Origin of the sequence: Nocardia yamanashiensis NBRC 100130 (assembly GCF_001613325.1) — a bacterium.
Taxonomy (GTDB): Bacteria; Actinomycetota; Actinomycetes; order Mycobacteriales; family Mycobacteriaceae; genus Nocardia; species Nocardia yamanashiensis.
This window is the reverse complement of record NZ_BDCD01000048.1, coordinates 1-25,850: the sequence shown is the minus strand read 5'-3', so window position 1 is coordinate 25,850 and position 25,850 is coordinate 1. Positions and strand designations below refer to the sequence as shown.

24 protein-coding genes are annotated in these 25,850 nt (G+C 68.2%); 12 read left to right on the top strand and 12 right to left on the bottom strand.

All coding sequences use genetic code 11. The features are described 5' to 3' along the window. Positions 1 to 2 precede the first annotated feature (2 nt). Together thrS and NY1_RS38840 are read right to left on the bottom strand one after the other, a co-directional pair. A complete protein-coding gene (gene thrS, locus NY1_RS38845) occupies positions 3 to 2,054 on the bottom strand; it encodes a threonine--tRNA ligase (protein WP_067722568.1) in 2,052 nt (683 codons plus the stop codon). 123 nt (positions 2,055 to 2,177) lie between these two features. Then, entirely contained in the window at positions 2,178 to 2,819 is a 642-nt protein-coding gene (locus NY1_RS38840; protein WP_233434679.1) for a (2Fe-2S)-binding protein, read from the bottom strand. Between the two features lie 283 nt (positions 2,820 to 3,102). On the opposite strand from NY1_RS38840, the gene NY1_RS38835 reads away from it, so the two are divergent. Continuing rightward, positions 3,103 to 3,570, top strand: a complete 468-nt coding sequence (locus tag NY1_RS38835; RefSeq protein ID WP_067722566.1) for a hypothetical protein — start codon at positions 3,103 to 3,105, stop codon at positions 3,568 to 3,570. Between the two features lies 1 nt (position 3,571). Here the strand turns inward: NY1_RS38835 and NY1_RS38830 are convergent, their stop codons facing one another. Beyond that, positions 3,572 to 4,456, bottom strand: coding sequence for an alpha/beta fold hydrolase (locus NY1_RS38830; RefSeq protein ID WP_067722564.1), 885 nt, complete (start codon positions 4,454 to 4,456; stop codon positions 3,572 to 3,574). Positions 4,457 to 4,633: 177 nt separating this feature from the next. Between NY1_RS38830 and NY1_RS38825 the strand changes: the two genes are divergently transcribed. Then, the gene (locus NY1_RS38825) at positions 4,634 to 5,575 is read left to right on the top strand and encodes a hypothetical protein (RefSeq protein WP_067722562.1); all 942 of its coding nucleotides are present in this window, start codon (positions 4,634 to 4,636) and stop codon (positions 5,573 to 5,575) included. A 62-nt stretch (positions 5,576 to 5,637) separates the two neighbouring features. Here NY1_RS38825 and NY1_RS38820 read toward each other — a convergent pair whose 3' ends face one another. After that, positions 5,638 to 7,845, bottom strand: coding sequence for a SulP family inorganic anion transporter (locus NY1_RS38820; RefSeq protein WP_067722560.1), 2,208 nt, complete (start codon positions 7,843 to 7,845; stop codon positions 5,638 to 5,640). Between the two features lie 224 nt (positions 7,846 to 8,069). Beyond that, positions 8,070 to 10,286, bottom strand: coding sequence for a SulP family inorganic anion transporter (locus tag NY1_RS38815; protein WP_067722558.1), 2,217 nt, complete (start codon positions 10,284 to 10,286; stop codon positions 8,070 to 8,072). A gap of 292 nt (positions 10,287 to 10,578) precedes the next feature. Between NY1_RS38815 and NY1_RS38810 the strand changes: the two genes are divergently transcribed. Together NY1_RS38810 and NY1_RS38805 are read left to right on the top strand one after the other, a co-directional pair. After that, positions 10,579 to 11,475 carry an alpha/beta fold hydrolase gene (locus NY1_RS38810; protein WP_084536189.1) on the top strand — a complete coding sequence of 299 codons (897 nt, stop codon included), beginning with the start codon at positions 10,579 to 10,581 and terminating at the stop codon, positions 11,473 to 11,475. Positions 11,476 to 11,571: 96 nt separating this feature from the next. Then, positions 11,572 to 12,003 (top strand): hypothetical protein, encoded by a 432-nt coding sequence (locus tag NY1_RS38805; protein WP_157762765.1) that lies wholly within the window; start codon positions 11,572 to 11,574, stop codon positions 12,001 to 12,003. Between the two features lie 5 nt (positions 12,004 to 12,008). Here the strand turns inward: NY1_RS38805 and NY1_RS38800 are convergent, their stop codons facing one another. Beyond that, entirely contained in the window at positions 12,009 to 12,617 is a 609-nt protein-coding gene (locus NY1_RS38800; RefSeq protein WP_067722554.1) for a TenA family protein, read from the bottom strand. A 24-nt stretch (positions 12,618 to 12,641) separates the two neighbouring features. After that, positions 12,642 to 13,400, bottom strand: a complete 759-nt coding sequence (locus tag NY1_RS38795; RefSeq protein WP_067722552.1) for a group II truncated hemoglobin — start codon at positions 13,398 to 13,400, stop codon at positions 12,642 to 12,644. A 49-nt stretch (positions 13,401 to 13,449) separates the two neighbouring features. Between NY1_RS38795 and NY1_RS38790 the strand changes: the two genes are divergently transcribed. Continuing rightward, positions 13,450 to 14,967: an FAD-dependent oxidoreductase gene (locus NY1_RS38790; protein WP_067722550.1), complete on the top strand. Its 1,518-nt coding sequence runs from the start codon at positions 13,450 to 13,452 to the stop codon at positions 14,965 to 14,967. A 45-nt stretch (positions 14,968 to 15,012) separates the two neighbouring features. Next, positions 15,013 to 15,591: a TetR/AcrR family transcriptional regulator gene (locus NY1_RS38785; protein WP_067722548.1), complete on the top strand. Its 579-nt coding sequence runs from the start codon at positions 15,013 to 15,015 to the stop codon at positions 15,589 to 15,591. On the opposite strand, the gene NY1_RS38780 is transcribed toward NY1_RS38785, so the two are convergent. Continuing rightward, the gene (locus NY1_RS38780) at positions 15,588 to 16,469 is read right to left on the bottom strand and encodes an alpha/beta fold hydrolase (RefSeq protein ID WP_084536188.1); all 882 of its coding nucleotides are present in this window, start codon (positions 16,467 to 16,469) and stop codon (positions 15,588 to 15,590) included. The two genes, NY1_RS38785 and NY1_RS38780, sit on opposite strands and share 4 nt — an antisense overlap. Positions 16,470 to 16,603: 134 nt before the next feature. Between NY1_RS38780 and NY1_RS38775 the strand changes: the two genes are divergently transcribed. After that, positions 16,604 to 17,254, top strand: a complete 651-nt coding sequence (locus NY1_RS38775; protein ID WP_218028550.1) for a class I SAM-dependent methyltransferase — start codon at positions 16,604 to 16,606, stop codon at positions 17,252 to 17,254. Positions 17,255 to 17,306: 52 nt separating this feature from the next. Here NY1_RS38775 and NY1_RS38770 read toward each other — a convergent pair whose 3' ends face one another. Then, the gene (locus tag NY1_RS38770) at positions 17,307 to 17,966 is read right to left on the bottom strand and encodes a M23 family metallopeptidase (protein ID WP_067722544.1); all 660 of its coding nucleotides are present in this window, start codon (positions 17,964 to 17,966) and stop codon (positions 17,307 to 17,309) included. 374 nt (positions 17,967 to 18,340) lie between these two features. Between NY1_RS38770 and NY1_RS38765 the strand changes: the two genes are divergently transcribed. From NY1_RS38765 to NY1_RS38745, 5 genes are all read left to right on the top strand, one after another. Next, complete coding sequence (locus tag NY1_RS38765) at positions 18,341 to 19,699, top strand: glutamine synthetase family protein (RefSeq protein WP_067722542.1); 1,359 nt, start codon at positions 18,341 to 18,343, stop codon at positions 19,697 to 19,699. Beyond that, positions 19,680 to 20,423 carry a gamma-glutamyl-gamma-aminobutyrate hydrolase family protein gene (locus NY1_RS38760; RefSeq protein ID WP_369690471.1) on the top strand — a complete coding sequence of 248 codons (744 nt, stop codon included), beginning with the start codon at positions 19,680 to 19,682 and terminating at the stop codon, positions 20,421 to 20,423. Before NY1_RS38765 ends, NY1_RS38760 begins: the two co-directional genes overlap by 20 nt. Then, positions 20,420 to 21,775, top strand: coding sequence for an aldehyde dehydrogenase family protein (locus tag NY1_RS38755; protein WP_067722537.1), 1,356 nt, complete (start codon positions 20,420 to 20,422; stop codon positions 21,773 to 21,775). Before NY1_RS38760 ends, NY1_RS38755 begins: the two co-directional genes overlap by 4 nt. 2 nt (positions 21,776 to 21,777) lie before the next feature. After that, on the top strand, positions 21,778 to 22,560 hold the full coding sequence (locus tag NY1_RS38750) for a 3-oxoacyl-ACP reductase (RefSeq protein WP_439956071.1): 783 nt from the start codon (positions 21,778 to 21,780) through the stop codon (positions 22,558 to 22,560). Positions 22,561 to 22,653: 93 nt separating this feature from the next. Then, complete coding sequence (locus tag NY1_RS38745; RefSeq protein ID WP_067722534.1) at positions 22,654 to 23,205, top strand: dihydrofolate reductase family protein; 552 nt, start codon at positions 22,654 to 22,656, stop codon at positions 23,203 to 23,205. Here the strand turns inward: NY1_RS38745 and NY1_RS38740 are convergent. The 3 genes from NY1_RS38740 to NY1_RS38730 form a co-directional block, all read right to left on the bottom strand. Next, a complete protein-coding gene (locus NY1_RS38740; protein WP_067722532.1) occupies positions 23,190 to 24,542 on the bottom strand; it encodes a cytochrome P450 in 1,353 nt (450 codons plus the stop codon). The two genes, NY1_RS38745 and NY1_RS38740, sit on opposite strands and share 16 nt — an antisense overlap. Before the next feature lie 25 nt (positions 24,543 to 24,567). Next, positions 24,568 to 25,440: a UbiA family prenyltransferase gene (locus NY1_RS38735; RefSeq protein ID WP_067722601.1), complete on the bottom strand. Its 873-nt coding sequence runs from the start codon at positions 25,438 to 25,440 to the stop codon at positions 24,568 to 24,570. Between the two features lie 2 nt (positions 25,441 to 25,442). Further along, the coding region (locus tag NY1_RS38730; RefSeq protein ID WP_157762764.1) for an SDR family NAD(P)-dependent oxidoreductase at positions 25,443 to 25,850 on the bottom strand (408 nt) is incomplete at its 5' end.

Below are 25,850 nucleotides of genomic sequence, written 5' to 3'. Positions count from 1 at the left end.
CCCTACCCGTTCGTCTTCTCGAAGCGCTCCGCGGTCGGAGATGCGTTCTCACGGCGCTTGATCCAATCGGTGATGATCGAAACCGCTTCCGCCACAGGCACACCGTTGACCTGGGTGCCGTCGCGGAACCGGAAGGACACCGCGTCGTTCTCCACGTCGCGCGCGCCGGCCAGCAGCATGAAGGGGATCTTCTGCGCGGTCTGGTTGAAGATCTTCTTCTGCATGCGGTCGTCGCTGCGATCCACCTCGGCGCGAATATCGTTGTCGCGCAACTGCTCGATCACCTTGTCCAGGTGCTCGGCGAAGGCCTCGGCGACCGGGATGCCGACCACCTGCACCGGCGACAGCCAGGCCGGGAACGCGCCCGCGTAGTGCTCGGTGAGCACGCCGAAGAAGCGCTCGATGGAACCGAACAGCGCGCGGTGGATCATGACCGGGCGGTGCTTGGCGCCGTCGGAGCCGGTGTACTCCAGCTCGAAGCGCTCGGGCAGGTTGAAGTCGAGCTGAATGGTCGACATCTGCCAGGTGCGGCCGAGGGCGTCCTTGGCCTGCACGGAGATCTTCGGGCCGTAGAAGGCCGCGCCGCCCGGATCCGGCACCAGGTCCAGTCCGGAGTCGGTGGCCACCTTGCGCAGGGTTTCGGTGGCCTCCTCCCACAGCTCGTCCGAACCCACGAACTTCTTCGGGTCCTTGGTGGACAGCTCCAGGTAGAAGTCGTCGAGACCGTAGTCGCGCAGCAGCGACAGCACGAACTGGAGCGTGGTGGTCAGCTCCGCGTGCATCTGCTCCTTGGTGCAGTAGATGTGCGCGTCGTCCTGGGTCATGCCGCGCACCCGGGTCAGGCCGTGTACGACGCCGGACTTCTCGTAGCGGTAGACCGAGCCGAACTCGAACATGCGCAGCGGCAGTTCCCGGTACGACCGGCCGCGGGACCGGAAGATCAGGTTGTGCATCGGGCAGTTCATCGGCTTGACGTAGTAGTCCTGGCCCGGCTTGCGCACGGTGCCGTCCTCGTTGTGTTCGGCATCGAGGTGCATGGCCGGGAACATGCCGTCGCGGTACCAGTCCAGGTGGCCGGAGACCTCGAACAGGTGGCCCTTGGTGATGTGCGGAGTGTTCACGAACTCGTACCCGGCCGCGATGTGGCGGCGGCGCGAGTAGTCCTCGAGCTCCTTGCGGATGATGCCGCCCTTGGGGTGGAACACCGGCAGGCCCGAGCCCAGCTCGTCCGGGAAGGAGAACAGGTCGAGTTCGAGGCCGAGCTTGCGATGGTCACGCTTCTCGGCTTCCTCCAGCAGCCGCAGGTATTCGTCCTGCGCTTCGGTGGATTCCCAGGCGGTGCCGTAGATGCGCTGCAGGTCCTCGCGGGACTGGTCACCGCGCCAGTAGGCGGCCGAGGAGCGGGTGAGCTTGAAGGCCGGGATGTACTTGGTGGTCGGGCAGTGCGGGCCGCGGCACAGATCGCCCCAGATCTTCTCGCCCGAGCGCGGGTCCAGGTTGTCGTAGATGGTCAGCTCTTTGCCGCCGACCTCCATGACCTCCGGATCGTCGATGCCGGACTTGTCGGAGATGAGCTCGAGTTTGAACGGCTCCTTCTCCAGCTCGATGCGGGCCTCGTCGATATCGACCACCCGGCGCGAAAACCGCTGCGCGCCTTTGATGATCTTCTTCATCCGGGATTCGAGCTTGGTCAGATCCTCCGGGGTGAACGGCTTGTCCACCTGGAAGTCGTAGTAGAAGCCGTCCTTGATGTACGGGCCGATGCCGAGCTTGGCGTTCGGGAACTCCTGCTGCACGGCCTGGGCCAGTACGTGCGCGGCCGAATGCCGGATCACATTGCGCCCGTCCGGGGAGTCCGCGGTGACGACCTCGACCTCGGTGTCGAACTCGGGCGCCCAGGACAGGTCCCGCAGTTCGCCCGCGGCGTCCTTGACGACGATGACAGCGGCGGGGCCCTTGTTCGGCAGGTCCGCCTCGCGCACCGCAGTGCCCGCGGTAGTCCCAGCGGGCACCCGGATCAGGGGTACTGGGCTGTTCGCGGCTGTGGTGGTCACGGCTGGACACTCCTTGGCATCGTCATAGACGGGCGACTTACCCGCCGGTTCTGGTTCGCGTGCCGGTATACCCCCGGCGCGACCATGCTATCGGGAGGGTCCTACGCTGCGCCCACGCGGGCGTCAGCCCCGCGCGGCGAGCTCCGCCAGCAACTGCTCGCGCTGCGCCGCAGGTCGTTTCGGGCAGCTGGTGCACATTTCGCAGCCGGGCACCTCGAAAACCAGGCAGCAGGAGATGCGGCGCACAAAAGTGCGGCCGCCGACATCACTGAACCGCGGCACCGGCAGCCGGCCCGCCACGTCCCGGGCCAGACGTGCGCCCGCTTCCTGGTCACCGGCGTCCAGGGCCCGGTTTCCGATGGCGTCCGCGACGATCGCCCAGAGCGCGGCGACGCCGGCTCCGCACACCTCGGCCACCACCGGGATCACCCGCGAGAGGGTGTGACGCAGGGCGTGCCCGACCGGTTCGGCCGCGCCGGCACCGTCGTCGACGGGGAGCACCCGTTCGATGCCGCCGTCCGGGCGCACTTCGCAGGTGATCCGCTCCAGCACCGGGTCGACCTCGGGTCGCATCCCCACCTGTGCGCCCACCACGGCATCGACCAGCGAAGAGGCCGCCATGCACCACCACAGCGTGCCCGATACCCGCGAATCCCCGGTTCCCCACGAAACGCCCATGTCGGCGATGCGTTCGGTGAGCCACTGCGGATCGAGCAGCACGGTGCCCGGCACCACGCTCATCGAAACCGGGGACTGCGCAACCATTTCCATCCCACTCCGATCCAGCCGCCGACCACAGGGTGCGTGTACCTACCACGATGTCACGATCCGCGCCGCCCGGCCGCTCCCCGTCCCCCCGTACCGATCGCGGCGGCACGGGGACAGGCTAGTTCGCCCGCCGCGGCCCGCCCCGCAGGCGCGCCCGTGCCCGCCCGCGCCCCACGGATTCGGGGCATACCCAAAAGAGGTGAAACCCTAGCACTTCACACTCCCGTGACGATAGTGTTCGGCGAACCCCGGGAAGCGGGCCGAGCATGGGAGTCGAAGAGTGCAGCCGAGAACCAACCTGAATCGCCGGATCGCCTGGGGCGCAGGCGTAGTCGCGGGCCTGGCCGCCGTCGGGCTGACCGCGCCGCCCGCCTCCGCCGACGTCATCAACATCGCGGTGTCGAAGAAGAACGGCGAACCCACCGTGGGCGGCACCTTCCAGCTGCTGTCCCAGACCGAGGGCACCGGCACCGGCTTCGACACCGGCTCGAGCTTCCTCAAGGCCCCGGTAGTGTTCACCGACAATGGCGCCTGCATCGGCAAGGCCCGCCCAGCCATGATCAACAACGGCCTCGCGCACGTCGAATGGACCCCCACCACCGCAGGCCAGCACACCCTCACCGCCACCCACGGCGGCAACTCGAAATCCATCACCGTCACCGTCGCGCCGGGCACCGCCGCCCAGCCCGCCGCCCAGTCCCCCGACTGCACCGTCTCCGGCTCCGCCTCGGCCGGCAGCACCGACTGACTCAGCCGACGACGCCGGCCCGGTCCCGCTCCGCGAGGAATCGCAGAATGCGCGGGACGACCCGCTCGGGAATCTGATCGAGAACGCCGTGCCCCATGCCCCGATAGATCCGGGTCTGGGCGTTCGGCAGATGCGCGGTGATGCGCTCGACGTCCCGGACCGGATCACAAGCCACCGAATCGCCGCCGAAGATCGCGAGCAGGGGCGTCGTGATCGATCGCAGTTCCTCATCTTTCAGCACCCGCGCCCAGCCGAGACTGGTCCGGTACGCCATAGCCGCACGCGCACAGGCGAATTGCTCCGCGCTCATCTCGACGCCCGGGGTGAGCCAGGCGGTCATCTTGCGCCAGTTGGCATCCGACGGGTGCACGGCGAACTTCATTATCTTGAACAGCACTCGCCACTTCATCTTCCCGAAGATCGCGTTGGGTTCGATGAGCGTCGCGCTCGCCAGCCGCTCCGGGCCGTGCAGCGCGATCACCGAGGCGTGCCAGGCGCCCTGCGACATGCCCAGCACGTGCACTCGATCGACATCGAGTCCCGCGAGCACCTCGTTGAACCACACGGCGATATCAGCCTCGGATTCCAGCGGCGCGGTCTGCACACTCTTCCCCGCTGCGCCAATCATGTCCAGCGCGTAGACGACCCGATCTCGCGCCAGGGCTTCGGCGATGAAGCCCCAGTACAGACCGTTGCCGCCCAGGGACGGCAGCAGGACCAGCGGAATCCCGTCCCCCACCCCGGACTGCCGCACATGCGTGGTCCCGAACGCGGTCGGCACCTCGTAGATCCGCGCCGGCAGCGGCCATGACGGCTCCAGTGCGGCATACGCGGCCAGGTAGGTCTCGCGCGCGGCGTCGTTCTTGAATCGCCCGATCTTGCCCATGTTCTCCCCTTCATCTCCGTTGATGGTATGAGCATATCATTTAAGTGGTATGCACGTACCAACACGGACCGTCTGTGCCAAACAGGTTCGGGCCGAAGGATTTTCGGGTGATCAAAGATTTTCCGCATCTACACTGAGCACCACCCGCCGTCTCGTAGAAAGCCGCGGTGCGTTCTCATGTCTTCTCATCTCCGCCGAAATTCCGATACCCGGCTCTGGGCCTCCGGCTCGGCTAACGGCGGGGCCTGGTCCGACCAGGCGCCGCTGCCCGGGGCCACCTCGCCCGATGGGCCGGCGCTGGCCGTGTTTCAGCGGCAGTTGGTGATGGCCTGGCGTGCTGAGGACAGCACGGACAGCATTTGGTTCGCGAGCAGTGGGGACGGAGACACCTGGACGACGCCGTGGAATCTGCCGTATGTGGGGACGTCCGAGCGGCCGAGCTTGGCGGCCGTGCAGGAGGCCGGGGTGGAGACGTTGTATCTGGCGTGGAAGGGCGCGGGGCGGGATCAGAGCATCTACTGGTCCAGTTCGGCCGATGGGCACAAGTGGGAGGACCAGCAGTTGCTGGGCGGGGCGGAGACGGCGCGCGGGCCCAGCCTGGTGGTGTTCCAGGGCGTGCCGCAGGTCTTCTGGCGCGGCGGGGAGAGCCTGGTCTCCTCGAACCAGAACCTGTACACGGCGGTGCGGGGCGAAAACGGCTGGAGCGCTCCGACTCCGCTGCCGGGGATGACCGCCGCCGACAGTCCGGCCGTGGCCGTGTTGGGCGACACCCTGTATCTCGCGCATCGGGGGCGCAAGGCGCTGCTGGACGACGACACCTGGATTCGCTTGTGGAGCACCACCGATGGCGTCACCTGGACTTCGCGCACCAGTCCCCCGGACGCCTACACCGAACTGAGCCCGGCGCTCGCCGCGTACGACGGGAACCTGCATCTGGCGTGGAAATCCGCGAGCGGGCCGGAGCTGTGGTACTCGGTGTTCGACGGTGCGCAGACCTGGCGATCGCCCACGCGCGCAGCCGCTTTCGAAACCGCGTGCGGTCCGGCCCTGAGCCCCTTCCGGCCCGCACCGGGCGCGGGTGAACTGCATCTGGCCTGGCGCGGTTCGACCACCGGCTAGCGCCCCGGAAAGCGCGAGTGCGCGAAACCCGTTGCCGGACTTCGCGCACTCGCGGATATCGATCAGCGCAGAGCTGTCGCCAAGGCCGATAGGTCGGCGTCCGCGATCTCCGATAGGTCGTCCATGCTGACCTCCAGCACCCGGGCGGTGCCGATATCGAAGAACAGACCGGTCACGGTGAGCCCGCGTTCCATCATGGCGCGGCGCACCACCGGGTGGGCGTGCAGGGTTTCCAGCTGCATGGCCACGTTCACCATGGCGAGCTGATCCGGCACCCCGAAGCCCTCGCGCGCCGCCGCGTACGCGACGCGATGACCGCCGCGGAATGCGTCCAGGGACGCACGCCCGTGCTTGAGCCAGTCACCCAGACCGGGGCCGCTGGGCGGTCCGGCCAGCAGCGCCTTCATGGCGCCGCACGACGAATGCCCGCACACCACCACGTGATCCACGCCGAGTTCGTCGATGGCGAAGGCGATGGCGGCCTCGATCGAGCTGTCGCGCCCCTGCTCGGGCACCAGGTTGCCGACATTGCGGACCGTGAACAGGTCACCCGGCCCGGAGCTGGTGATCACGTTCGGCACGATGCGGGAGTCGGCGCAGGTCAGGAAGAGCGAGTGCGGGTTCTGCCCGTCACGTAGCTCGTCCAGGTGCGGGCGCACCACGTGCGCGTTGCGGCGATGGAAGGCCGCCACACCGGTGGTGACCGGGTTCTCGCCTTCCTTCCACGGGCTCAGCACATCGTCGAGCAGGCCGCGGGCCCGGCCGCGCACCGGCGGACCGGTGACGGCGTCGGCCATGGGCGCGGTGCCCAGTTCGACGAATTCGACGGCGCCGCCGGTGCTCTCGTGCTGGCGCGCCCAATCGTGAATGGCCTCGTAGGCGGCGTGATCGAGGAAGTCGACGCTCATCTCGACCAGCACCGTGGTCCCCGCGGGCACCTTGCCCAGTTCCTTGGACAACTTGGGCAGCGCCAGGAAGGTGCAGGTGCCGTCGATGCTGACCAGCCAGCGATCGGTACCGGTCACCGGCCCGGCCGTGATGACCACGCGGACCACGCGCCACAGCAGCAGCGCGAAGGCCAGCAGCAGCCCGAGCAGCACGCCCTCGAGGAGGTTCAGGAAGACCACGCCGAGCACGGTCGCCACATAGACCAGCAGATCGCCCGTGCGCTGCGCGAGCCGGATGTGCGCCAGCTTGACCAGCTGGATGCCGATCACGATGAGCAGGCCGGCCAGCGCCGATTTGGGAATCTGCTGCACCAGTCCGGCCAGCGCGACCGAGAACACCAGCACCCAGATGCCGTGCAGGAACGCCGAAGCGCGGGACTTGGCCCCGGCCTGCACATTGGTCGCCGAGCGCACGATGACGCCGGTGACGGGCAGGCCGCCGAGCAGGCCGGAGGTCATATTGGCCGCGCCCTGGGCGACCAGTTCCTTGTCGAAGTTGGTGCGCGGGCCGGTGTGCATCTTGTCGACGGCGACCGCGGACAGCAGGCTCTCCACGCTGGCGATGAGCGCGATGGTCAGCACGGCCAGCGCGACCGCGCCCCAGTTGCCGTCGGGCAGCGACGGCAGTCCGATGGCGTCGAACAGCGAGCCGCTCAACACGATTCGCTCCGGATTGCCCGGCAGCACCAGCGACAGCAGCGTGGCGGTGACGATGGCGACCAGCGGCCCGGGCAGCACCCGCAGTTTCCCCGGCACGTACTTCCAGCTCAGCATGATCACGATGACGAGCAGGCCGATGAAGAAGTCGTCGCCGTGCAGGTTGAGCAGTTCGCTCGGCAGCTGAATCAGGTTCTGCCAGGCCGAACTGTGCGACGCGCCGCCCAGCAGCACATGCAGCTGCTGCAGCGCGATGGTGACGCCGATACCGGCGAGCATGGCGTGCACCACGACCGGTGCGATGGCCAGGGCGGCGCGCGCGATCCGGCTCAGGCCGAACACGATCTGCAGCAGGCCCGCGGCCACGGTGATGAAACAGGCTGTCTTCCAGCCGAATTGGTTGATGGTTTCGGCGACCACCACGGTCAGGCCGGCGGCGGGACCGCTGACCTGGAGCGGGGATCCGCCGAGCAGTCCCACCACCACGCCGCCGATCACGGCGGCGATGAGCCCGGCGGCGATGGGCGCGCCGGAGGCGACGGCGATACCCAGGGACAGGGGTAGGGCGACCAGGAACACCACGATGGACGCGGGCAGGTCGTAGCGCAGGAGATTGGCGGACCAGCCGTTGGCTCTACCTGGCGGTGAATCGGTGTCGAGAGACATTTCGGCTCCTTGCTCCGGAGTTGGACGGCTCCGGAAGATGTCGAACATGTACTGCGGGCATCGAATTGACACTGTGGACGGCACTGTCCACAGAACTCACCGGACGAGTGGAGCCAGGCTAAGAGTAAAGACTTAGCAAAGGCTGAGAAAAAGCGTGCTTGAATGTTACGCCTTGGTGAAAGACTCGCCAAGCATCTTTCACAAGGCTCAGGAAATCGCCCCCATCAGGCCGGGAGCGCCGCGACCGGCCGCCGGGCGTCATCGATCTCGGCGATTCCGGCCACAGTGACCTCCACCACTCGGGCGGTCGCGATATCGAAGAACAGGCCCGAGAGCACCACGCCGCGCTCGTCGACGCCGCGCCGCACCACCGGATGCGAGTAGAGCGTTTCCAGCTGCACGGCCACGTTCACCATGCCGAGCTGATCGACCGGCCCGAATCCGGCCGCCGCGGCCGCCCGCGCCACCGGATGCCCGAGCCGGAAACGCTCCAGGCTGGGGCGTGCGAGGGCGAGCCAGTCGTCCAGACCCGAACCGGTGACGGCTTCGGCGTGCAGGGCTTCCATTGCGCCGCAAGAGGAATGACCGCACACCACCACCGAGCGCACATCCAGCTTGTCCAAGGCGTAGATGAGCGCGGCCTCCATGGAGGAGTCCTGCCGGTCGGCGGGAATCAGATTGCCGACATTGCGCACGGTGAACAGGTCGCCCGGCCCGGAATTGGTGATCACGTTCGGCACGATGCGGGAGTCGGCGCAGGTGACGAAGAGCGAATCCGGTTCCTGACCGTCGCGCAATACGCCCAGGTGCGGGCGCATGACGTGCGCGTGGCTGCGGTGATAGGCGGCGATGCCCGCGGTGATGGGATCCACGTGCGCGGCGGTGCGCCGCCACGGGCCCAGCACCTCGTCGAGCAGGTGCCGGGAGTGCCCGCGCGCGGGCGGGGCGTCGGCGGCGCCGGCCATGCGCGCGGTGCCCATCTCGACGAACTGCACCTCGCCGCCGTCGAGGCGATGCTGGCGCACCCATTCCTCGATGGCGTCGCAGGCGGCGTGATCGAGGAAGTCCACCGTCATCTCGATGGTGACGTCCGCGCCGGTGGGCACCTTGGCCAGTTCGGCCGAAAGTCGCGGCAGCGCAAGGAAAGTGCAGGTGCCGTCGACGGTGACGCGCCAGCGACCGGCCTCGACCGGTTCGGCGATCACCGACACCCGCACCACCCGCCACAGCAGCAGCGCGCCGGCCAGTGCGAGCCCGACGAGCATGCCCAGCAACAGATTCCAGAACACCACCACGGTGATGGTGGCGGCGTACACCACGAGATCGCCGGTGCGCTTTGCCAATCGGATGTGCGCGAGCTTGATCAGCTGGATGCCGACCACGATGAGCAGCCCCGCCAGCGCCGCCTTCGGGATCTGCCGGACCACGCCGACCAGCGCCACCGAGAACAGCAGGATCCACAACCCGTGCAGCATGGTCGAGGCCTTACCCTGCGCTCCCGCTTTGACATTGGTGATGCTGCGCACGATGACCGCCGCGATCGGCAGGCCGCCGATCAGGCCGGAGACCATGTTGGCCGAGCCCTGCGCGAGCAGTTCGCGATCCAGATCCGTTCGGCGCGCGGAGTTCTGGCGCAACCGGTCCACCGCCACGGCCGATAGTAGGGTCTCCACGCTGGCGATGAGCGCGATGGTGACGGCCATCAGCGCCACCGTCGCCCAGCCGCCGCCGGGCACCTGCGGCAGCCGAAGTTCGTCCAGCAGCGACCCGTTCAGGGTGATGTGCTCGACCGAGGTGGGCAGCACCAGCGCGAGCAGCGTGGCGACCAGCACGGCCACCAGCGCCGCGGGCACCATGCGCACCGGCGCGGGCAGCCGCCGCCAGCCGACCATGATGACGATCACCAGCAGCCCGACGAACAGGTCGCCCGGCCGTACCGAGGCCAGCTGATGCGGCAGGCCGGTGATGCTGTCCCACGAGGAGCTGAGCGAATTGCCGCCCAGCAGTACGTGCACCTGCTGCAGCGCGATCACCACACCGATGCCGGCCAGCATGGCGTGCACCACCACCGGCGCGATGGCCAGCGCCCCGCGCGCGATCCGGCTCAGCCCGAACAGGATCTGCAGCCCGCCCGCCAGCACGGTGATGAAACAGGTCGCGGCCCAGCCGAATTGGTTGATGGATTCCGCGACCACCACGGTGAGGCTGGCGGTGGGCCCGCTGACCTGCAGGGTCGAGCCGCCGAGCAGGCCGGCCACCACCCCGCCCACCACGGCGGCGATCAGCCCCGCGGCGACCGGCGCTCCGGCAGCCACGGCGATGCCGATCGACAAAGGTAAAGAAACCAGGAAGACCACGAGCGAGGCGGGCAGATCGTGGCGCACCAGAGCCGGGAGTCCGGGAAGCGACGTCCGTGGAGGCTGATCGGTGTCGGTGGACATATCTCTCCTTCGCCGGACGGAGCCGCCCGGTTCATCGGTCAACATGTACTGGCATCGAGAGCGAGCGGCGGGCGAGGCTGTGAGAGCACGACGCTGTGAAGATCATCCGCGGTAGCGGACCGTCGGTAATCGTAAAGAACCGGCAAAGAATCTGAAAAGGGTTTTCGGAACAGATGAGGCGAACCCTTATCGAACTGTGACCTACCCCACAGTAGTTTGGTCAAGTGCCCGATTAGTTCCGCGAGCCTGCGCCGTCTGGATGGACGTACCCCGAAGACGCGAAGGCGGAGACATGAACAACACCATCAAGGCAGTGAGTATTGTTGCGGCACTAGCGGTTTCGAGCTTGCTGAGCGCAGGCTGCAGCAGCACCGAGGAGCAGTCGGCGAGCGTCTCCAGCATTCAGGCGACCGCCGCGGACGCCCCGAGCGCCGACGGCAAGGGCTTCTACGCGAACGTCAACAATGTGCGCTTCTTCTACACCGTCCAGGGCACCGGCGATCCGATCATCCTGCTGCACGGCGGTCTGGTCGCGGCCGATTCCACCTTCGCCGCGTACGTGCCCGAGCTCGCCAAGACCCGCAAGGTCATCACGGTCGATCTGCAGGCGCACGGCCACACCCCGGACGCCGACCGCCCGATGCGATTCGAATCGATGGCCGACGATATCGCCGGCCTGATCACCCATCTGAACCTCGGTAAAGCGGACGTCTTCGGCTACTCGCTCGGCGGGGGCGTCGCGCTGCAGCTGAGCGCCCGGCATCCGGATGCCGTGAACCGGCTGATCCTCACGTCCGCGCCCTTCCGCAGCGACGGCTGGTCGGCGGAATCACGCGCGGGCATGGCCGCCATGGACCCGGTCGCCATGCAGGCCACGCCCTTGCACGAGATGTACGTCCAGACCGCTCCCGATCCGGCCGGCTGGACCGCGCTGGTCACCAAGACGCGCCAGCTGCTGGGCGAGAACTACGACTGGACAAAGGATCTCGCGGCCGTGAAGGCCCGGGCGCTGGTGATCAATGCCGAAAACGATGCCGTGCTGCGCCCGCATTCGGAGGAGCTGGCGGCACGGATCAGCAAGACCGCGCTGCAGATCGTGCCCGGCACCACCCACTACGACCTCATGTACCGGCCCGATCTGCTGCTGCCGCTGATCACCGGGTTCCTCGATACGCCCTCACCTCGGTAACGGTCCGGCGTGTCGGCTCCCGGTGCGTGGGCCCGGTGCGGTTCAGTGGGTGCGCGCGACCGCATCGACCATCGTTCGGATCCGGGAGGGACGCACATGCTTTCCGCAGCATCGCCGAAAACCGCCGTGCTCACCGCCTTCGTGGTCGTCGCGGCCGCGGCCGTGACGGGCATGGCCCCGTCCAGCGCCGCGACCTGCGGGACCAGCCTCACCGATTTCGGGGGCGAGTTCACCGTGCCGAACGAACCGTCCAATTCGCTGGTGTTCGACGGCAACGGCGGGCTGACCTTCAGCAGCGCCGAGCACGGCACCGGGACCGGGCCCTACGCGGTGGTTCCGTCCGGCGGTTTCCTGTCCGCCGTGACCATGTCGGACTTCGGCACCGAGGGTCCCCAACCCGAAAGCGCCACACAGGCTTTCAAGAGCACCACGTTCCATTGCGACGCGCCGAGTTCGGTGGTGAGCTCGTTCACCGCGCTGGATCGGCAGAGCCGCACCTTCGACTACGTGCGGGTCAGCCCGCGCTAGCTCGATCAGGCGGGCACATCCCAGAACGCCAGTTCGTGGCGCATGCCCGCGAGGAAGAAACGTTCCGCGCGAACGGGATCGGCGTCCGATTCGTCGAGCATCTGGGCGCAGCGGCGGGTCAGCGCGGCGAAGCCGGGATCGGAATAGGTGTCGATCCAGCGGCGGTAGCGCGGGTCCTCGGGAAGGTTCTCGGCCAGTAGCTTGCCCAGCGTGGAATAGCCCCACATGCACGGGTACAGAGCGGCGATACCGTCGGTGTACGAGGCGGCGGCATCGAGCAGGAACGCCGTATACGCCCGGCACGGTTCGCCTTTCACCGCGCCGTCCAGGTCGGCCCCGAATTCCGCGGCCAGGGAACGGTGCAGCGACAACTCGTCGTGGAAGGTGGCGTGCGCCAGGTCCACCAGATCGCCCAGGTGCGCGGCGGGCGCCTGCCAGGCCAGGCGGGAGAACACGCGCACATAGTCGAGCAGGAACAGGTAGTCCTGTTCCAGCCAGGACCGGAAGATCGGTTCCGGCAGCTCGCCCGTGGCGATGCCGGCCACGGTGGGGTGGGCGAGCTGCTGATCGACCAGGGGGCGTCCCAGTTTCTCGAGGTGCGCGGAAAGGCTCATGCCCCGAGTCAAGCAGGCGGGGGGTCAGCCGCGGTACGGCGGCGTCACGCCCCAGCCCCAGTGCGGGATCGGCGCGTCGTAGGCTTCCACGCCCGGCGCGGAGTTGATCACGGCCAGCCGGGTGCCCCATTCGATATAGGAGGCGAAGGCGGCGCGGAACTCCGGATCGGCGGGCAGTCCCACCTCGTCGGCGGCATCCATGAGCAGGTTGATCCACCGGCGGCGCTGCGGTTCGGCGATGTGCTTGCCGAGGTGCGCGGAGACCATGTGCCGGTAATCGCCGCGTTCGGCGCTGTAGGCGGCCGGGCCGCCCAGCACCTCGCCGAGCCACAGCGCCACGAAGTGCGGATGGTCCGGGTTCATGTGCGCGAACAGCGGCCCGATCAGCTCGTCGGCGTGCACCTTGCGATAGAAGACGTCGGTCAGGCGATCGAATGCCTCGGCCCCGCCGGCCCATTCATACAGGGTCGGCACCGAACCGCCGCTGCCGTGCACCGGGGTCCGCTCGTAGTGCCGCATCTCCTCGAGGTTCTCGATGTACGGCTCGATCTCGGCCAGGAACGGCGGGAAATGCTCCCCTTCCCGGAAACCCTTCAGATGATCCTGCGCGGAGGTCCAGGTGATGCGCAGGATGAAACATCCGGGTTCGTCCACCGAACGCGCCAGCTCGTAGTCCACGCATTCGGGCGCCGCCGCGAGCTGCTGTGCCGCACGGGAATACGCCGTTTCGAAGCCGGCGGCCCGGTCGGCGGGAATCCGGTATCGGAGGTATTCGATGATCATGAAACCAAGGTAGGCGTTTCGGGCGCACCGCGATGGTTATGGCCGAGCTATGACATCTCTGTGGTTGATCGACACCCCGACCCCGGCCCGGCTACCCGTGACGCCCGGGCTGCGTTTCGACGTGGTCGTGGTGGGCGCGGGATTGACCGGGCTGACGACCGCATTGCTGCTGGCCCAGAGCGGGGTGCGGGTGGCGGTGGTCGAGGCCCGGCGCATCGGCGACGGCACGACCGGCGCGACCACCGCGAAAGTGTCGCTGCTGCAGGGTGTTCGCGCTCAGCGGATCCGGGAGCGGCATTCCGGCGCGGCGCTGCGGCAGTATCTGGACGCCAATGCGGCGGCCCAGCAGTGGCTGCTCACCTACTGCGAGGCGAACGACATCCCCTTCCAGTTGGCCGATGCGCTCACCTACGCGCAGGCCGAGAGCGAGGTGGGTGCGGTGCGCGCCGAGCACGAGGTGCTGCGCGCGGCGGGGCTGCCGGTCGAGTATCTGGAGCGGATCGACACGCCGTTCCCGTCGTTCGGCGCGGTCCGGCTGGCCGGGCAGGCCCAGCTGAATCCGATGGGGCTGCTGTCCATGCTGGCCGCCGATATCGAGGCCCGGGGCGTGCCGATCTACGAGTCGAGCCGGGTGCTGGGCGTCGGGTTCGGCCGGGGCGGCGATCACGTCGTCGATACCGAGCACGGGCCGCTGCATGCCGAGACGGTCGTATTGGCCACGGGCACACCGATTCTGGATCGCGGCGGGTTCTTCGCGCGGCTGATTCCGCAGCGGTCGTATCTGGCCGCCTTCCGCACCACCGATCCGCTGCCGCACGGCATGTACCTCAGTGCGGGCGAGCCCACCCGGTCGCTGCGCTACGTCCCCGATCCGGACGGCGACATCCTGCTGGTCGGCGGCAACGGTCATGTGGTGGGCCGCGAGACGCACACCGAGGAGTGCGTGAACGATCTGATCGAGTGGACGCGTCATTGGTTCCCCTCGATCGAGCCGATCACCAACTGGTCGGCCCAGGATTACGAGCCCACCGGCGAACTGCCCTATGTCGGCCCGATCCTGCCGGGCGTGAACGGCATTCTGGTCGGCACCGGGTACGCCAAGTGGGGCATGACCAATGCGATCGCCGCCGCCCTCGCGCTGTCCGGCCGCCTGACCGGCAAGCCGCCCGAATGGTCACCGGTGCTGGCCTCGTGGCGGCGCTCCGATCTGGCTTCCCTCCCCCACACCGCGGCCACCAATGCCGCTGTCGCGCAGAGTCTTTCGACCGGCTGGATCCGCCTGGCCCGCACCGCGGCCGACGACGTCCCGCCGCCGGAGGGCTGCGGCCGGGTCGAACGCCGCCTGCTGCGGCCCACCGCGACCTGCACGGTCGGCGGGGTGACGACCCAGCTCTCGGCGGTCTGCCCGCACCTGTACGGCATCGTCCGCTGGAACGCCGCCGAGCGGTCCTGGGATTGCCCGCTGCACGGTTCCCGGTTCGCCGCCGACGGCACCCTCCTGGAAGGCCCGGCCACCGAATCGCTGCCGCTCCTGCACAAGCAGATCCAGGCGCCACAGCAGCCATGACCTACGATGATTAGGTTTCGGCCTAGTCATCGCAGGGAGGTGGGCATGTCGCCCCGGGCAGGTTTGAGCACCGAACGGGTCGTCGCCGCCGCGGCCGCGCTGGCCGACGAGATCGGCTTCGAGAAGCTGACGCTGTCCGCGGTCGCCCGCAAGTTCGGGGTGAAGGATCCGAGCCTGTACGTCCACGTCCGGAATCTGCACGACCTGCGGGTGAAGGTGGCACTGCTGGCGAGCGCGGAACTCAACGATCGGATCGGCGCGGCGGTGGCGGGGCGGTCGGGGCGGGAGGCGCTGGTGGCCTTCGCCGGAGCGTATCGCGGGTACGTCCTGGAGTATCCGGAGCGCTACGCGGCCACCCAGATTCGGATGGATCCGGCCGAGGTGGCCGGGGAGCCCGCGCTGTTGCGCAGTATCGAATTGACCACCGCCATCCTGCGCGGCTATCACCTGGGCGACGCCGAGGCCCTGGACGCGGCGCGCCTGCTGCGCAGCACCTTTCACGGATTCGCGACCCTGGAGGCCGCCGGAGGATTCGCCCACTCGCGTTCCCCCGACGACACCTGGCCGCATCTCGTCGACGCGCTGCATCGCACGCTGTCGGACTGGCCCGCCTACTCCGATTAGCCGCGCGTCTCGCCGGCGCGGATCGAGTTCAGGATGGCGGCGGCATGATCGACGAACATCAGATGGCCCGCGCCCGCCACGATGTTCAGGGTGTGGTTCGGCAGCGCCGCCGCCAGCTGCCGGCCGTCGGCGACCGGGACATTGTTGTCGGCGTCGCCGTGCCAGATATGCACGGGCACAGTGATATCCGCCAGATCGAAGCCCCACGGGCGCGCGAACAACAGCAGCGTGTCCACCGCCACGCCGCGACTGCCGCTCGCGAACGCCTGGGTCAGATTGGCCTCGAGTTCGGCGGCCAGCGCGGGATCTTCGAGCCGGGTCCGGTCGACCGGGGCCATCTGGGCGATCAGTGCCGCCAGCCCGCTCGGCTTGCGGACCAGCGTGGACATGCGCGCCGCGACCGGGCGGGCCAGGAACGGGAACCGGTGCATCAAGCGCAATCCGATACCGCGCTGCCGGGCGCTCTCACCCGACGCGGCGGCCTCGTGATCGAACGGGGCCGGTGCGCTGACCAGCACCGTCGCCGTGACCCGCGCGGGCAGCCCGTGCGCACAGGCCAGCGCGTACGGGCCGCCGCCGGAAACACCCAGTACCGCAAAACGATCCAGCCCCAGCTGATCGGCCACCGCCGCGACCGTTCCGGACCAATCGGCCACCCGTTCCCGCCGCGCCAGCGGCGACGCGCCGATACCCGGCCGGTCGATCGCGATGATCCGCATATCCGCGGCGGCGGCCGCCTCGTCGAAAGCCGCTGCCTCCACATGTGATCCGGGCAATCCATGACAGAACATCACCGGTTCACCGGTGATACTGCCGTATTCGGCGACGCCGACGGGACGGTCCGGCAGGGTGATCATCGACGGTGGAATCGAGGTCATGGCAGCAGGTTACGAGGCCACGAGCGTTCAGTTGCACTAGACACCGTACGAGCGGACCCGCCCGACCGGTGGGTTTGTTGTGATTTCGGGTCCCGATGCGTTGCGCGTAGACGAGCGGCGGGCAGGATGGTCGAGTGCACGAATTGCTCGATGACGCCGGTCTGGAACAGTCCGCGGTGGTGGCCAATTCCGAGATGAACCGGGAGCGGCGGCTGGCCGGGTACCGGCGCGAGCTGGGATTCGATCCGGTGGCCTGGCTGGCCGCGCGCCCGGGACCGCAGCGCTGGCTGGATGTGGGATGCGGCAGCGGGCTGGCGCTGTTCGAGGCGGCCGAAACACTGTCCGGGCGAGCCGAGATCATCGGATTGGATCTGGTGGGATACTTCCGTGGGGCGGCGCGGCCGGGCATCGAGCTGGTGATCGGATCGGTGCTCGACTATGCGCCGGACCGGCCGGTGGATCTCGTGACCGGCGTTCACGTGCTGCATTACGTGGGCGACAAACTGGGGGCGCTGAGCCGGATCGCGTCCTGGCTGACCGCTGACGGCCGGTTCACCGCCAACTTCGACACCGCTTCGGTACTGCGCGCGGACGGATCGCCGATGGGCCGGAAGCTGACCGCCGCGCTGCGGGACAACGGGTTCCGATACGACTCCCGGAACCGGCGCATCGCACGGGACGGGCACGGCGTACCGCACTGGGAATTCGCCTACCTGGGCGCGGACGATCATGCCGGGCCGAACTACACGGGGCAGGATGGCGTCAACGCGCATTACGCGTGCTGAGAGGGCGATCCTGACAGGTGTTGCCGGGCTGGGTCGTACGGGTGCGGGCTGGTCAGTCCCGTTCGGGGCCCAGGGAAATGCCGCGGCTGGCGAGCCAGGGCAGCGGGTCGACCTTGTTCGCGCCGTTCAGCCAGACTTCGAAATGGCAGTGCGGGCCGGTGGAGAAGCCGCGGTTGCCGACCGTGGCGATCTGGTCGCCCGCCAATACTCGCTGACCGACCGACACCGTGGCGGTATCGACGTGCCCGTAGACGGTGATGGTGCCGTCGTCGTGCAGCAGCCGCACCCACATACCGAATCCGGAGGCCGGTCCGGCGCTGATCACGCGGCCGTCCTCGACCGCGTAGATGGGCGTGCCGATCGGGGCGGCCACATCCACGCCCAGATGTTCCACGCCCCAGCGGGCTCCGAAACCCGAGGTGAAGACGCCTTGGGCGAATTTGGTGAACAGCGGGCGCAATCCCGCCTCGGCGCGCGCCTGGTCGTCGGCGGCGAAATGCTCGCCATTGCGCAGGATGTCCTGGAACTGGGCGAGGTCCTCGACCGGAGCGGCGTCGAGGATCTCCGGGAAGTGCGCGTCGGTCCCCGCCGCGCTGGACTGCGGCATGGCCGCGATCTCCTGTGCCGCGGTATGGATCTCGGCTTCGGCCGCCTGCTCCTGCAACCCGGCCTGCACCGCCGCCACGGCAGCGCCCGCCGCCACGGCCGCCATGACCGCTCGCCCGCGCAACCGGCTCAGGGCCGACGGCCGCCGATGCGCGCCCCGGCGGCGCGCACCCCCGCGCCCGCGCCGATCGTCCCCTCCATCAGCCCACTCATCCCGGAAAGCATTGCCCTGCAACAGAACCGAACCCTCCTACGCCACACTCTCCGGCGATCGCCCGCGGCCCACCCGGCACAACCGACCGATCGCCCTCATCCGGGTGCAGGACCCTACCACCCGAACCTGTGAACGCCCGGCCGCGCGACACGCGCGCGGATCGCGGCAGCGGAACTGCGACCCGCCGGGAGACTCCTGGCCGATTCGGACACGTGCGGCCCCTAGTTCGCTTAGCGTGAGCGAGTTGCCGTCGAGAGGGGCCCTTGATGCGAACCGGGATGCTGACCGTTGCCGATCTGGTGCAGCGGGTCGAGGCGGGAATGCTGGACACGGTCCTGGTCGCCATGACCGACATGCAGGGCAGATTGCAGGGAAAACGTTGCTCGGCACGGTTTTTCGTCGACGAGGTGCTGAACCACGCCACCGAGGCGTGTAACTATCTGCTCGCGGTGGATGTGGAGATGGCCACCGTCGACGGGTTCGCCATGTCGTCCTGGGACACCGGGTACGGGGACTTCGTCCTGCGCCCCGACGTGAGCACGCTGCGCCTGGTGCCGTGGTGGCCGGGCACCGCCCTGGTGCTGTGCGATGTGGAACAGGTGGGGGCCGAGGCGAAACCGGTGGTGGCCTCGCCGCGGCAGGTGCTGCGCGCGCAGTTGGACAGGCTCGCCGAGCACGGGCTGTACGCCTATGTCGGGACCGAGCTCGAATTCCTGGTGTTCGACGACAGTTACGAGGCGGCGTTCAACGACGGATACCGGTCGCTGACGCCGGCCAATCAATACAACGTCGACTATTCGATGCTGGGGACCGCCCGCATCGAGCCGTTGCTGCGCCGCATCCGCAACGAGATGGACGGCGCGGGCATGTACGTGGAATCGGCCAAGGGTGAATGCAATCCGGGCCAGCACGAGATCGCCTTCCGCTACGACGAGGCCCTGGTCACCTGTGACAATCACAGTATCTACAAGACCGGGGCCAAGGAGATCGCGGCGCAGGAGGGTCGCAGCATCACGTTCATGGCGAAATACAATGAACGTGAGGGCAATTCGTGTCATATCCACATGAGTTTCCGGAATGCCGCGGGCGAGCCGGTGTTCAGCGACGGCGACGGCCCCTCGGAACTGTTCCGGAATTTCATCGCCGGCCAGCTGGATTGCCTGCGCGAGTTCACCTATTTCCTGGCACCGAACATCAATTCCTACAAACGTTTCCAGGAGGGCAGTTTCGCGCCGACCGCCGTCGCCTGGGGACAGGACAATCGGACCTGCGCGCTGCGCGTGGTCGGGCACGGGGCGGGGCTGCGGCTGGAGAACCGGGTGCCGGGCGGGGACGTCAACCCCTATCTGGCGGTGGCGGCGACCATCGCGGCCGGGCTGCACGGCATCGAGCAACAGCTGCCGCTGGAACCGGAATTCCACGGCAACGCCTATCGCTCGCAGCGCCCGCGCGTCCCGCGTACGCTGCGGGAAGCGGCGGAATTGTTCGGCGAGAGCAAGATCGCGCGCAAGGCGTTCGGCGAGGAAGTGGTGCGGCATTACCGGAATGCGGCGCAGGTGGAATTGGATGCCTACGACGCCGCGGTGACCGACTGGGAGCGGGTGCGTGGCTTCGAACGACTCTGAAATGCGGCGGCGGCCGGTGATCGGGCTGCCGACCTATGCCGAACGCACCCGGTTCGGGCATTGGGACGTGGACGCGGCGGTGCTGCCGCGCACCTACCCGGATATGGTCGAGCGCGCCGGGGGAATTCCGGTACTGCTGCCGCCCATGGGTATTGCGCGGCCGGAATTACTGGAACGCCTGGACGGGCTGGTGCTGACCGGCGGGGCGGATCTGGAACCGGCGCGGTATCACGCGCAACCGCATCCGGCGACCAAAGGCACCCGGCCGGATCGGGACGAATTCGAATTCTCGCTGTTCGAGCTGGCGCGGAAAGCCAGGATGCCGGTGCTGGCGGTGTGCCGCGGCCTGCAATTGGTGAACGTGGCGCTGGGCGGGACGCTGGTGCAGCATCTGCCGGACGTGCTGGGGCACACCGGGCACGGGCGCGCGCCGGGGGTCTTCGGGGTCACGACGGTCACGACGGTGCCGGGCAGCCGGGTGGCGGCCATCGCCGGACCGGAACTGGACGCGCACTGCCACCACCATCAGGCGATCGATGAACTGGCGGCCGGACTGGTGGTGTCGGCGCACGCGCCCGACGGCACCGTCGAAGCCGCCGAAACCAGCGAGGGACCGTTCCTGGTCGGCGTGCAATGGCATCCGGAGGAGAACGCGACCGACCACCGGCTCATGTCGGCGCTGGTGGAGCAGGCGGAAAACTATGGAAGGGAGCGGAATCGGTGACGCAGGTGTTCAATCCGGCGACCGAAGAGCTGGTGGCCACCGTCGAAGCGGCCGACGCGGCCGCGACGGACGCCGCCATCGAACGGGCGCAGCGGGCGCTGCCGGGCTGGCGGGCCGTAGCGCCGGGTGATCGGGCGCGGCTGCTGCGGCGGTTCGCCGAGGCGGTGGACGCCGACCTGGAACGGCTCGCGGAGCTCGAGGTGCGCAACGCCGGCCACACCATCGGCAATGCGCGGTGGGAGGCGGGCAATGTGCGCGATGTGCTGCACTTCAGCGCCGGGATGCCGGAACGCCTGCTGGGCAATCAGATTCCGGTCGCCGGGGGCGTGGACGTCACGTTCTGCGAACCGCTCGGCGTGGTCGGCATCATCGTGCCCTGGAACTTCCCGATGCCGATCGCGGCGTGGGGTTTCGGGCCCGCGCTGGCGGCCGGGAACACGGTGGTGCTCAAACCCGCCGAGCTGACGCCGCTGACCGCCATCCGGCTGGGTGAGCTGGCCCTGGAAGCGGGTCTGCCGGAGCACGTCTTCCAGGTGATTCCCGGGCGCGGTTCGGTGGTCGGGGCGCGGTTCGTCACCCATCCCGCGGTGCGCAAGGTGGTGTTCACCGGGTCCACCGAGGTCGGCAAGCAGATCATGGCCGGCTGCGCCGAACAGGTGAAGCGGGTGACCCTCGAATTGGGCGGCAAGAGCGCCAATATCGTGTTCGCGGACGCCGATATCGAGAAGGCCGCCGCCACCGCGCCGTACGGGGTGTTCGACAATGCCGGGCAGGACTGCTGTGCGCGCTCTCGAATCCTGGTGCAGCGCAGTGTTTTCGATCGCTTCCTGGAGCTGCTCGAACCGGCGGTACAGGGCGTCAAGGTCGGCGATCCGGGCGATCAGGACACCGAGATGGGTCCGCTCATCTCCGCGGCGCACCGCGAACGGGTCGCCTCGTTCCTGGAGCCGTCGACGAAGATCGCCTTCACCGGCACGCGTCCCGAAGGCCCCGGATTCTGGTTCCCGCCGACGGTGGTGCTGCCGTCCGGGCCGCGGGACCGGGTGCTGACCGAGGAGATCTTCGGCCCGGTCGTGGCGGTCCTGCCGTTCGACGACGAGGCCGATGCGCTGCGCATCGCCAACGATTCCGAGTACGGGCTGTCCGGCTCCATCTGGACCTCCGACGTGGGCCGCGCGCTGCGGGTCGCGCGCGGTGTGGAAGCGGGCAATCTGTCGGTGAATTCGCATTCCTCCGTGCGGTATTGGACCCCGTTCGGCGGCTACAAGCAGTCCGGTCTCGGCCGCGAACTCGGCCCCGACGCGGCCCGCGCGTTCACCGAAACCAAGAACGTCTTCATCGCCACCGACTAACCATCCGAGAAGGAGATACGTTGCAGCGCTTACAGGATCGGGTCGCGGTAATCACCGGCGGCGGCAGCGGCATCGGCCTCGCCACCGCCCGGCGATTCGCGGCCGAAGGCGCGAAAGTCGTCGTCGCCGATATCGACGCCACGTCCGGGGAGGCCGCCGCGGCCGAGGTCGGCGGTTTGTACGTCAAGGTCGACGTCACCGACGAGACCCAGGTGGAGGCGATGTTCCAGACGGCGGTGGACGCTTACGGCGGCCTCGACATCGCCTTCAACAATGCCGGAATCTCGCCGCCCGACGACGATTCCATTCTCACCACCGGGCTCGAGGCGTGGCGGCGCGTACAGGACGTGAATCTCACGTCGGTGTACCTGTGCAGCAAGTACGCCATTCAGCACATGCTCGAGCGGGGCAAGGGCTCGATCATCAATACCGCGTCCTTCGTGGCTGTCATGGGCGCGGCCACCTCCCAGATCTCCTACACCGCGTCCAAGGGCGGCGTGCTGTCCATGAGCCGCGAACTGGGCGTGCAATTCGCGCGGCAGGGCATTCGCGTCAATGCTCTGTGCCCCGGTCCGGTCAATACGCCCCTGCTGCAGGAACTCTTCGCCAAGGATCCCGAACGGGCCGCCCGCCGCCTCGTTCACATCCCGACCGGTCGCTTCGCCGAACCGGAGGAGATCGCCGCCGCCGTGGCCTTCCTCGCCAGCGACGACTCCTCCTTCATCACCGCCTCGCAGTTCCTGGTGGACGGCGGCATCTCCGGGGCCTACGTCACCCCGCTCTGATCCGGCTCGGCTCGCCGGCGGTGGTGGTGGGCCGCCGGCGAGTTCACCCATCGCGCACCGATGAATCTCGCGCGCCCAGGAGGTCTACCCAGCATGAGGAAACTGATCTACGGGATAACCGTGTCTCTGGACGGCTACATCAACGATCGGGACGGCCGGATCGACTGGACCGAACCGGATGACGAACTGCACCAGTTCCACAACGACAGGTATCGCGAACTCGAGGTCGGGATACACGGGCGGCGGCTCTACGAGCTTATGGCCGACTACTGGCCGACGGTGCCCGCGGACGCTTCGCCGATCATGCGGGAGTTCGGGGAGCTGTGGACGAACAAGCCGAAGGTGGTGTTCTCGCGGACGCTGCCGGAAGTGCACTGGAACAGCCGGCTGGTGCGGGACAACGCGGTCGAGGAAGTACGGGCCATCAAAGCGGACGGTGACGGGGTCATCGAGGTCGGCGGCGCGGATCTGGCGGCCTCGCTGATACCGCACGATCTCATCGACGAGTACCAGGTCTATATCGCGCCGGTGCTGCTCGGCGGTGGCACGCCGATGTTCCCGGCGCTGGAGAAGCGGATTCCGCTGCGCTTGGTCGAGACCAGGCAGTTCAGCACGGTGACGCTGCAGCGCTACGTCGTGGAGTGATTCGCGCGGCGGGTTGCTCGCATGCGCAGGCCTTTCGGGGCGTGGATCTGGGCTAGCGTGACCGCGCCGGGGCGGCTCGTCGCGGCGAGCCGCCAGCGGCGGGTGACGGTCGCCAGGGTCATCGCGACCTCGAGCAGGCCGAAGCGTTCGCCTATGCAATTGCGGGCGCCGGCGCCGAAGGGGAGATAGGTGCCGGAGCCGGGTTCGGTGTCGCGCCAGCGGTCGGGCACGAACTCGTCGGGGCTCGGGTAATGGTGGGGGTCGCGGTGAATCGTGTATGGGCTCAAGGCGACCGCGGTTCCGGGCGGCAGGCGATAGCCCGCCAGGTCGGTGTCCGTGGTGACGAGCCTGGTGACCAGCCAGGCGGGCGGGTACAGCCGGAGTGTCTCGGCGATGACGCGGTGCAGTTCGGGTAGATCGGCCAGAACCTGCTGTGTCACAGGGGTTTTGCCGTCCAGGACCTGGTCGACTTCCTTGTGCACTCGGTGCCGCACCTCGGGGTGCTGGTCGAGCAGTCGCAATGCCCAGGCCATGGTGCCGGCGGTGGTGTCGGCGCCGGCCAGGAAGAAGGTGAAGATCTGGTCGATCAGTTCGTCGTCGGACAGCCATCCGTCCTGCTGGTCGGATGCGCTGGCCTGGAGCAGCGCCGACATGAGGTCGCCGCGATCCTCGCCGCTGTGCAGCCGGTCAGCGATCACCTCGCTCGCCGTCCGCCGCATTCGTTGTGCCGCTTCGGCATATCGGCGATTGGGTGGTACGGGCAGCCGGGTGAGTGCGGGCGGCAGGATCATCCGGCGGAAGAGCCCGCTGCCGAGCGCTTGCAGGTCGGCGGACAGTTGCCGGGTCACGTTCTCGGACAGGGAAGTCGAGAACATGGTGCGGGTGATGATCGCGAACGTCATCGCGGACAGTTCCGCGCCGATGTCGATGGTCTGCCCGTCGGTCCAGCCGGCGGCCATCTCCTCGATCGGTCCGGTCATCAGGTGGCTGTACGCGCCGACCCGATCGGCTTTGAACGCGGGCTGGCACAATCGGCGTTGCCGGCGGTGTGCGCTGTAAGAGCAAGTGCCCAAACCGTTTCCGGCGATTTCGCGGGCGCGATCGTAGAACGGGCCGCCCTTGTCGAAGGTCCGGTCATCGCGGTAGACCTGCCAGGCGGCGGCGATATCCGTGGCGATCACGATGTGCTGCGGGCCCACCCGAATCCGGCACAGCGGTCCTTGTTTCGCCAGGGCGGACAACAGGCCCACCGGGTTTCGGAACAGTTCCAGGCCGTGCCCGACGAGCGGGCGGGCCCCCGCCGCGAGGGGAATCCGGTCGACCGCTGCCAGGCTCATACCGACTCCTTGGTCCAAGGCTGCTTCACAGAACGAGAAACGAGCACGCGAGAGTCCAGGTGTACCAATACCCGAACATTCGATAGGTCAGATGGTCCTGGAGGCTGCGGCGCAAGGTGATCACGCGGACGGCGATTGCACCGCAGATCGCCAGGGCCACCGCTTGAATTCCCAGACCGGCCACCGGATGCGACGCCTCACGGTAGATCGTCACCGCGGTTGCTGCAGGCAGGAGCGAGAACCCCACCGCCACAAACCATCTCGTCGCCCGGTCACCGAATACCAGCGGGAAGGTCCGGCGTCCCACCGCGGCGTCGCCGGGCTGGTCACGCAGATCCTGCAAGGGCACAAGCACGGTCATGACGAGCCCGAACGTCGTGCACCACAGCCATCCGGTTCCGTCCAAGGGCCGCACGATCTCCCATGCGGCGGCCAGCTGTACGAACGTCCCGATACCCATGATCAGGTCCTTGCCGCACCAATGCCATGCCCAATGAAATTGGTTGTGCAGCACGGTGACTGCCACCCAGACGGCGGCCCAGACTCCCACTCCCAGCCATAGCCCGTAAGCCAGGAAGGCCGACTCCGCCACGATCAGCCGAATCCACGCGCCGCGCCGCGAGACCAGTCCCCGCACCAATGGGCGATCCGGCTTGTTGATCCGATCCTCGGCCTCCCCCGCCAGCTGATTCCCGACCACGAACCCGTACAGGTAGAGCAGGAAATAGGGCACGGCCAAGACGATTCGCTCGGTTCGCCCCGAGGACACGGCGACCCCGATCGTCATGCACAACGGCGGCACCACCCCGGTGAACAGGTCATATCGCAAGAACCGACCGGTCAACCGAATCTCCCCGCCGATCCGCCCCGAAACCCCTGCTCGCTCGGCGACAACCATGCTCACACCCGCTTCCCCTGACGCCCCCCGAGCACCTTCCTGGCGACCAGCCCGCGCGTAGCGGCCGGAAACATCCGATGCACGGTCCAGATGGCCCGCGTCGCCCGATCCGGAAACGCCCACAACTCCCCTCGCCGCAGAGCCCGCTCGATCGAATCCAGCACCACCTCCGGCGCCACCCCCTTCCGCTTCCCGAACAATTCCGGCGCCGACGCCCGAATCGCCGCCAGCATCGGCGTCTCGACCATCCCCGGACACGCACACACCACCCGCACCCCCATCCCCGCACACTCCAGCCCCAGCACCTCCGCATACATGTGCACGGCCGCCTTCCCCGCCGCATAAGCCCCACCCCCGGGCACCGGAATCCACCCCCCGATCGACCCGAACAACACGATCTCCCCACCCCC

Bases quoted from the DNA above. Each gene is read 5' to 3' on its own strand.
- NY1_RS38805 (WP_157762765.1), top strand. From the start codon at position 11,572: ATGCTTTCCGCAGCATCGCCGAAAACCGCCGTGCTCACCGCCTTCGTG.
- NY1_RS38825 (WP_067722562.1), top strand. From the start codon at position 4,634: ATGTCTTCTCATCTCCGCCGAAATTCCGATACCCGGCTCTGGGCCTCC.
- NY1_RS38810 (WP_084536189.1), top strand. From the start codon at position 10,579: ATGAACAACACCATCAAGGCAGTGAGTATTGTTGCGGCACTAGCGGTT.
- NY1_RS38765 (WP_067722542.1), top strand. From the start codon at position 18,341: ATGCGAACCGGGATGCTGACCGTTGCCGATCTGGTGCAGCGGGTCGAG.
- NY1_RS38800 (WP_067722554.1), bottom strand. From the start codon at position 12,617: ATGAGCCTTTCCGCGCACCTCGAGAAACTGGGACGCCCCCTGGTCGAT.
- NY1_RS38815 (WP_067722558.1), bottom strand. From the start codon at position 10,286: ATGTCCACCGACACCGATCAGCCTCCACGGACGTCGCTTCCCGGACTC.
- NY1_RS38790 (WP_067722550.1), top strand. From the start codon at position 13,450: ATGACATCTCTGTGGTTGATCGACACCCCGACCCCGGCCCGGCTACCC.
- NY1_RS38735 (WP_067722601.1), bottom strand. From the start codon at position 25,440: ATGGTTGTCGCCGAGCGAGCAGGGGTTTCGGGGCGGATCGGCGGGGAG.
- NY1_RS38785 (WP_067722548.1), top strand. From the start codon at position 15,013: ATGTCGCCCCGGGCAGGTTTGAGCACCGAACGGGTCGTCGCCGCCGCG.
- NY1_RS38830 (WP_067722564.1), bottom strand. From the start codon at position 4,456: ATGGGCAAGATCGGGCGATTCAAGAACGACGCCGCGCGCGAGACCTAC.
- NY1_RS38745 (WP_067722534.1), top strand. From the start codon at position 22,654: ATGAGGAAACTGATCTACGGGATAACCGTGTCTCTGGACGGCTACATC.
- NY1_RS38780 (WP_084536188.1), bottom strand. From the start codon at position 16,469: ATGACCTCGATTCCACCGTCGATGATCACCCTGCCGGACCGTCCCGTC.
- NY1_RS38795 (WP_067722552.1), bottom strand. From the start codon at position 13,400: ATGATCATCGAATACCTCCGATACCGGATTCCCGCCGACCGGGCCGCC.
- NY1_RS38820 (WP_067722560.1), bottom strand. From the start codon at position 7,845: ATGTCTCTCGACACCGATTCACCGCCAGGTAGAGCCAACGGCTGGTCC.
- NY1_RS38840 (WP_233434679.1), bottom strand. From the start codon at position 2,819: ATGGTTGCGCAGTCCCCGGTTTCGATGAGCGTGGTGCCGGGCACCGTG.
- NY1_RS38740 (WP_067722532.1), bottom strand. From the start codon at position 24,542: ATGAGCCTGGCAGCGGTCGACCGGATTCCCCTCGCGGCGGGGGCCCGC.
- NY1_RS38770 (WP_067722544.1), bottom strand. From the start codon at position 17,966: ATGGCGGCCGTGGCGGCGGGCGCTGCCGTGGCGGCGGTGCAGGCCGGG.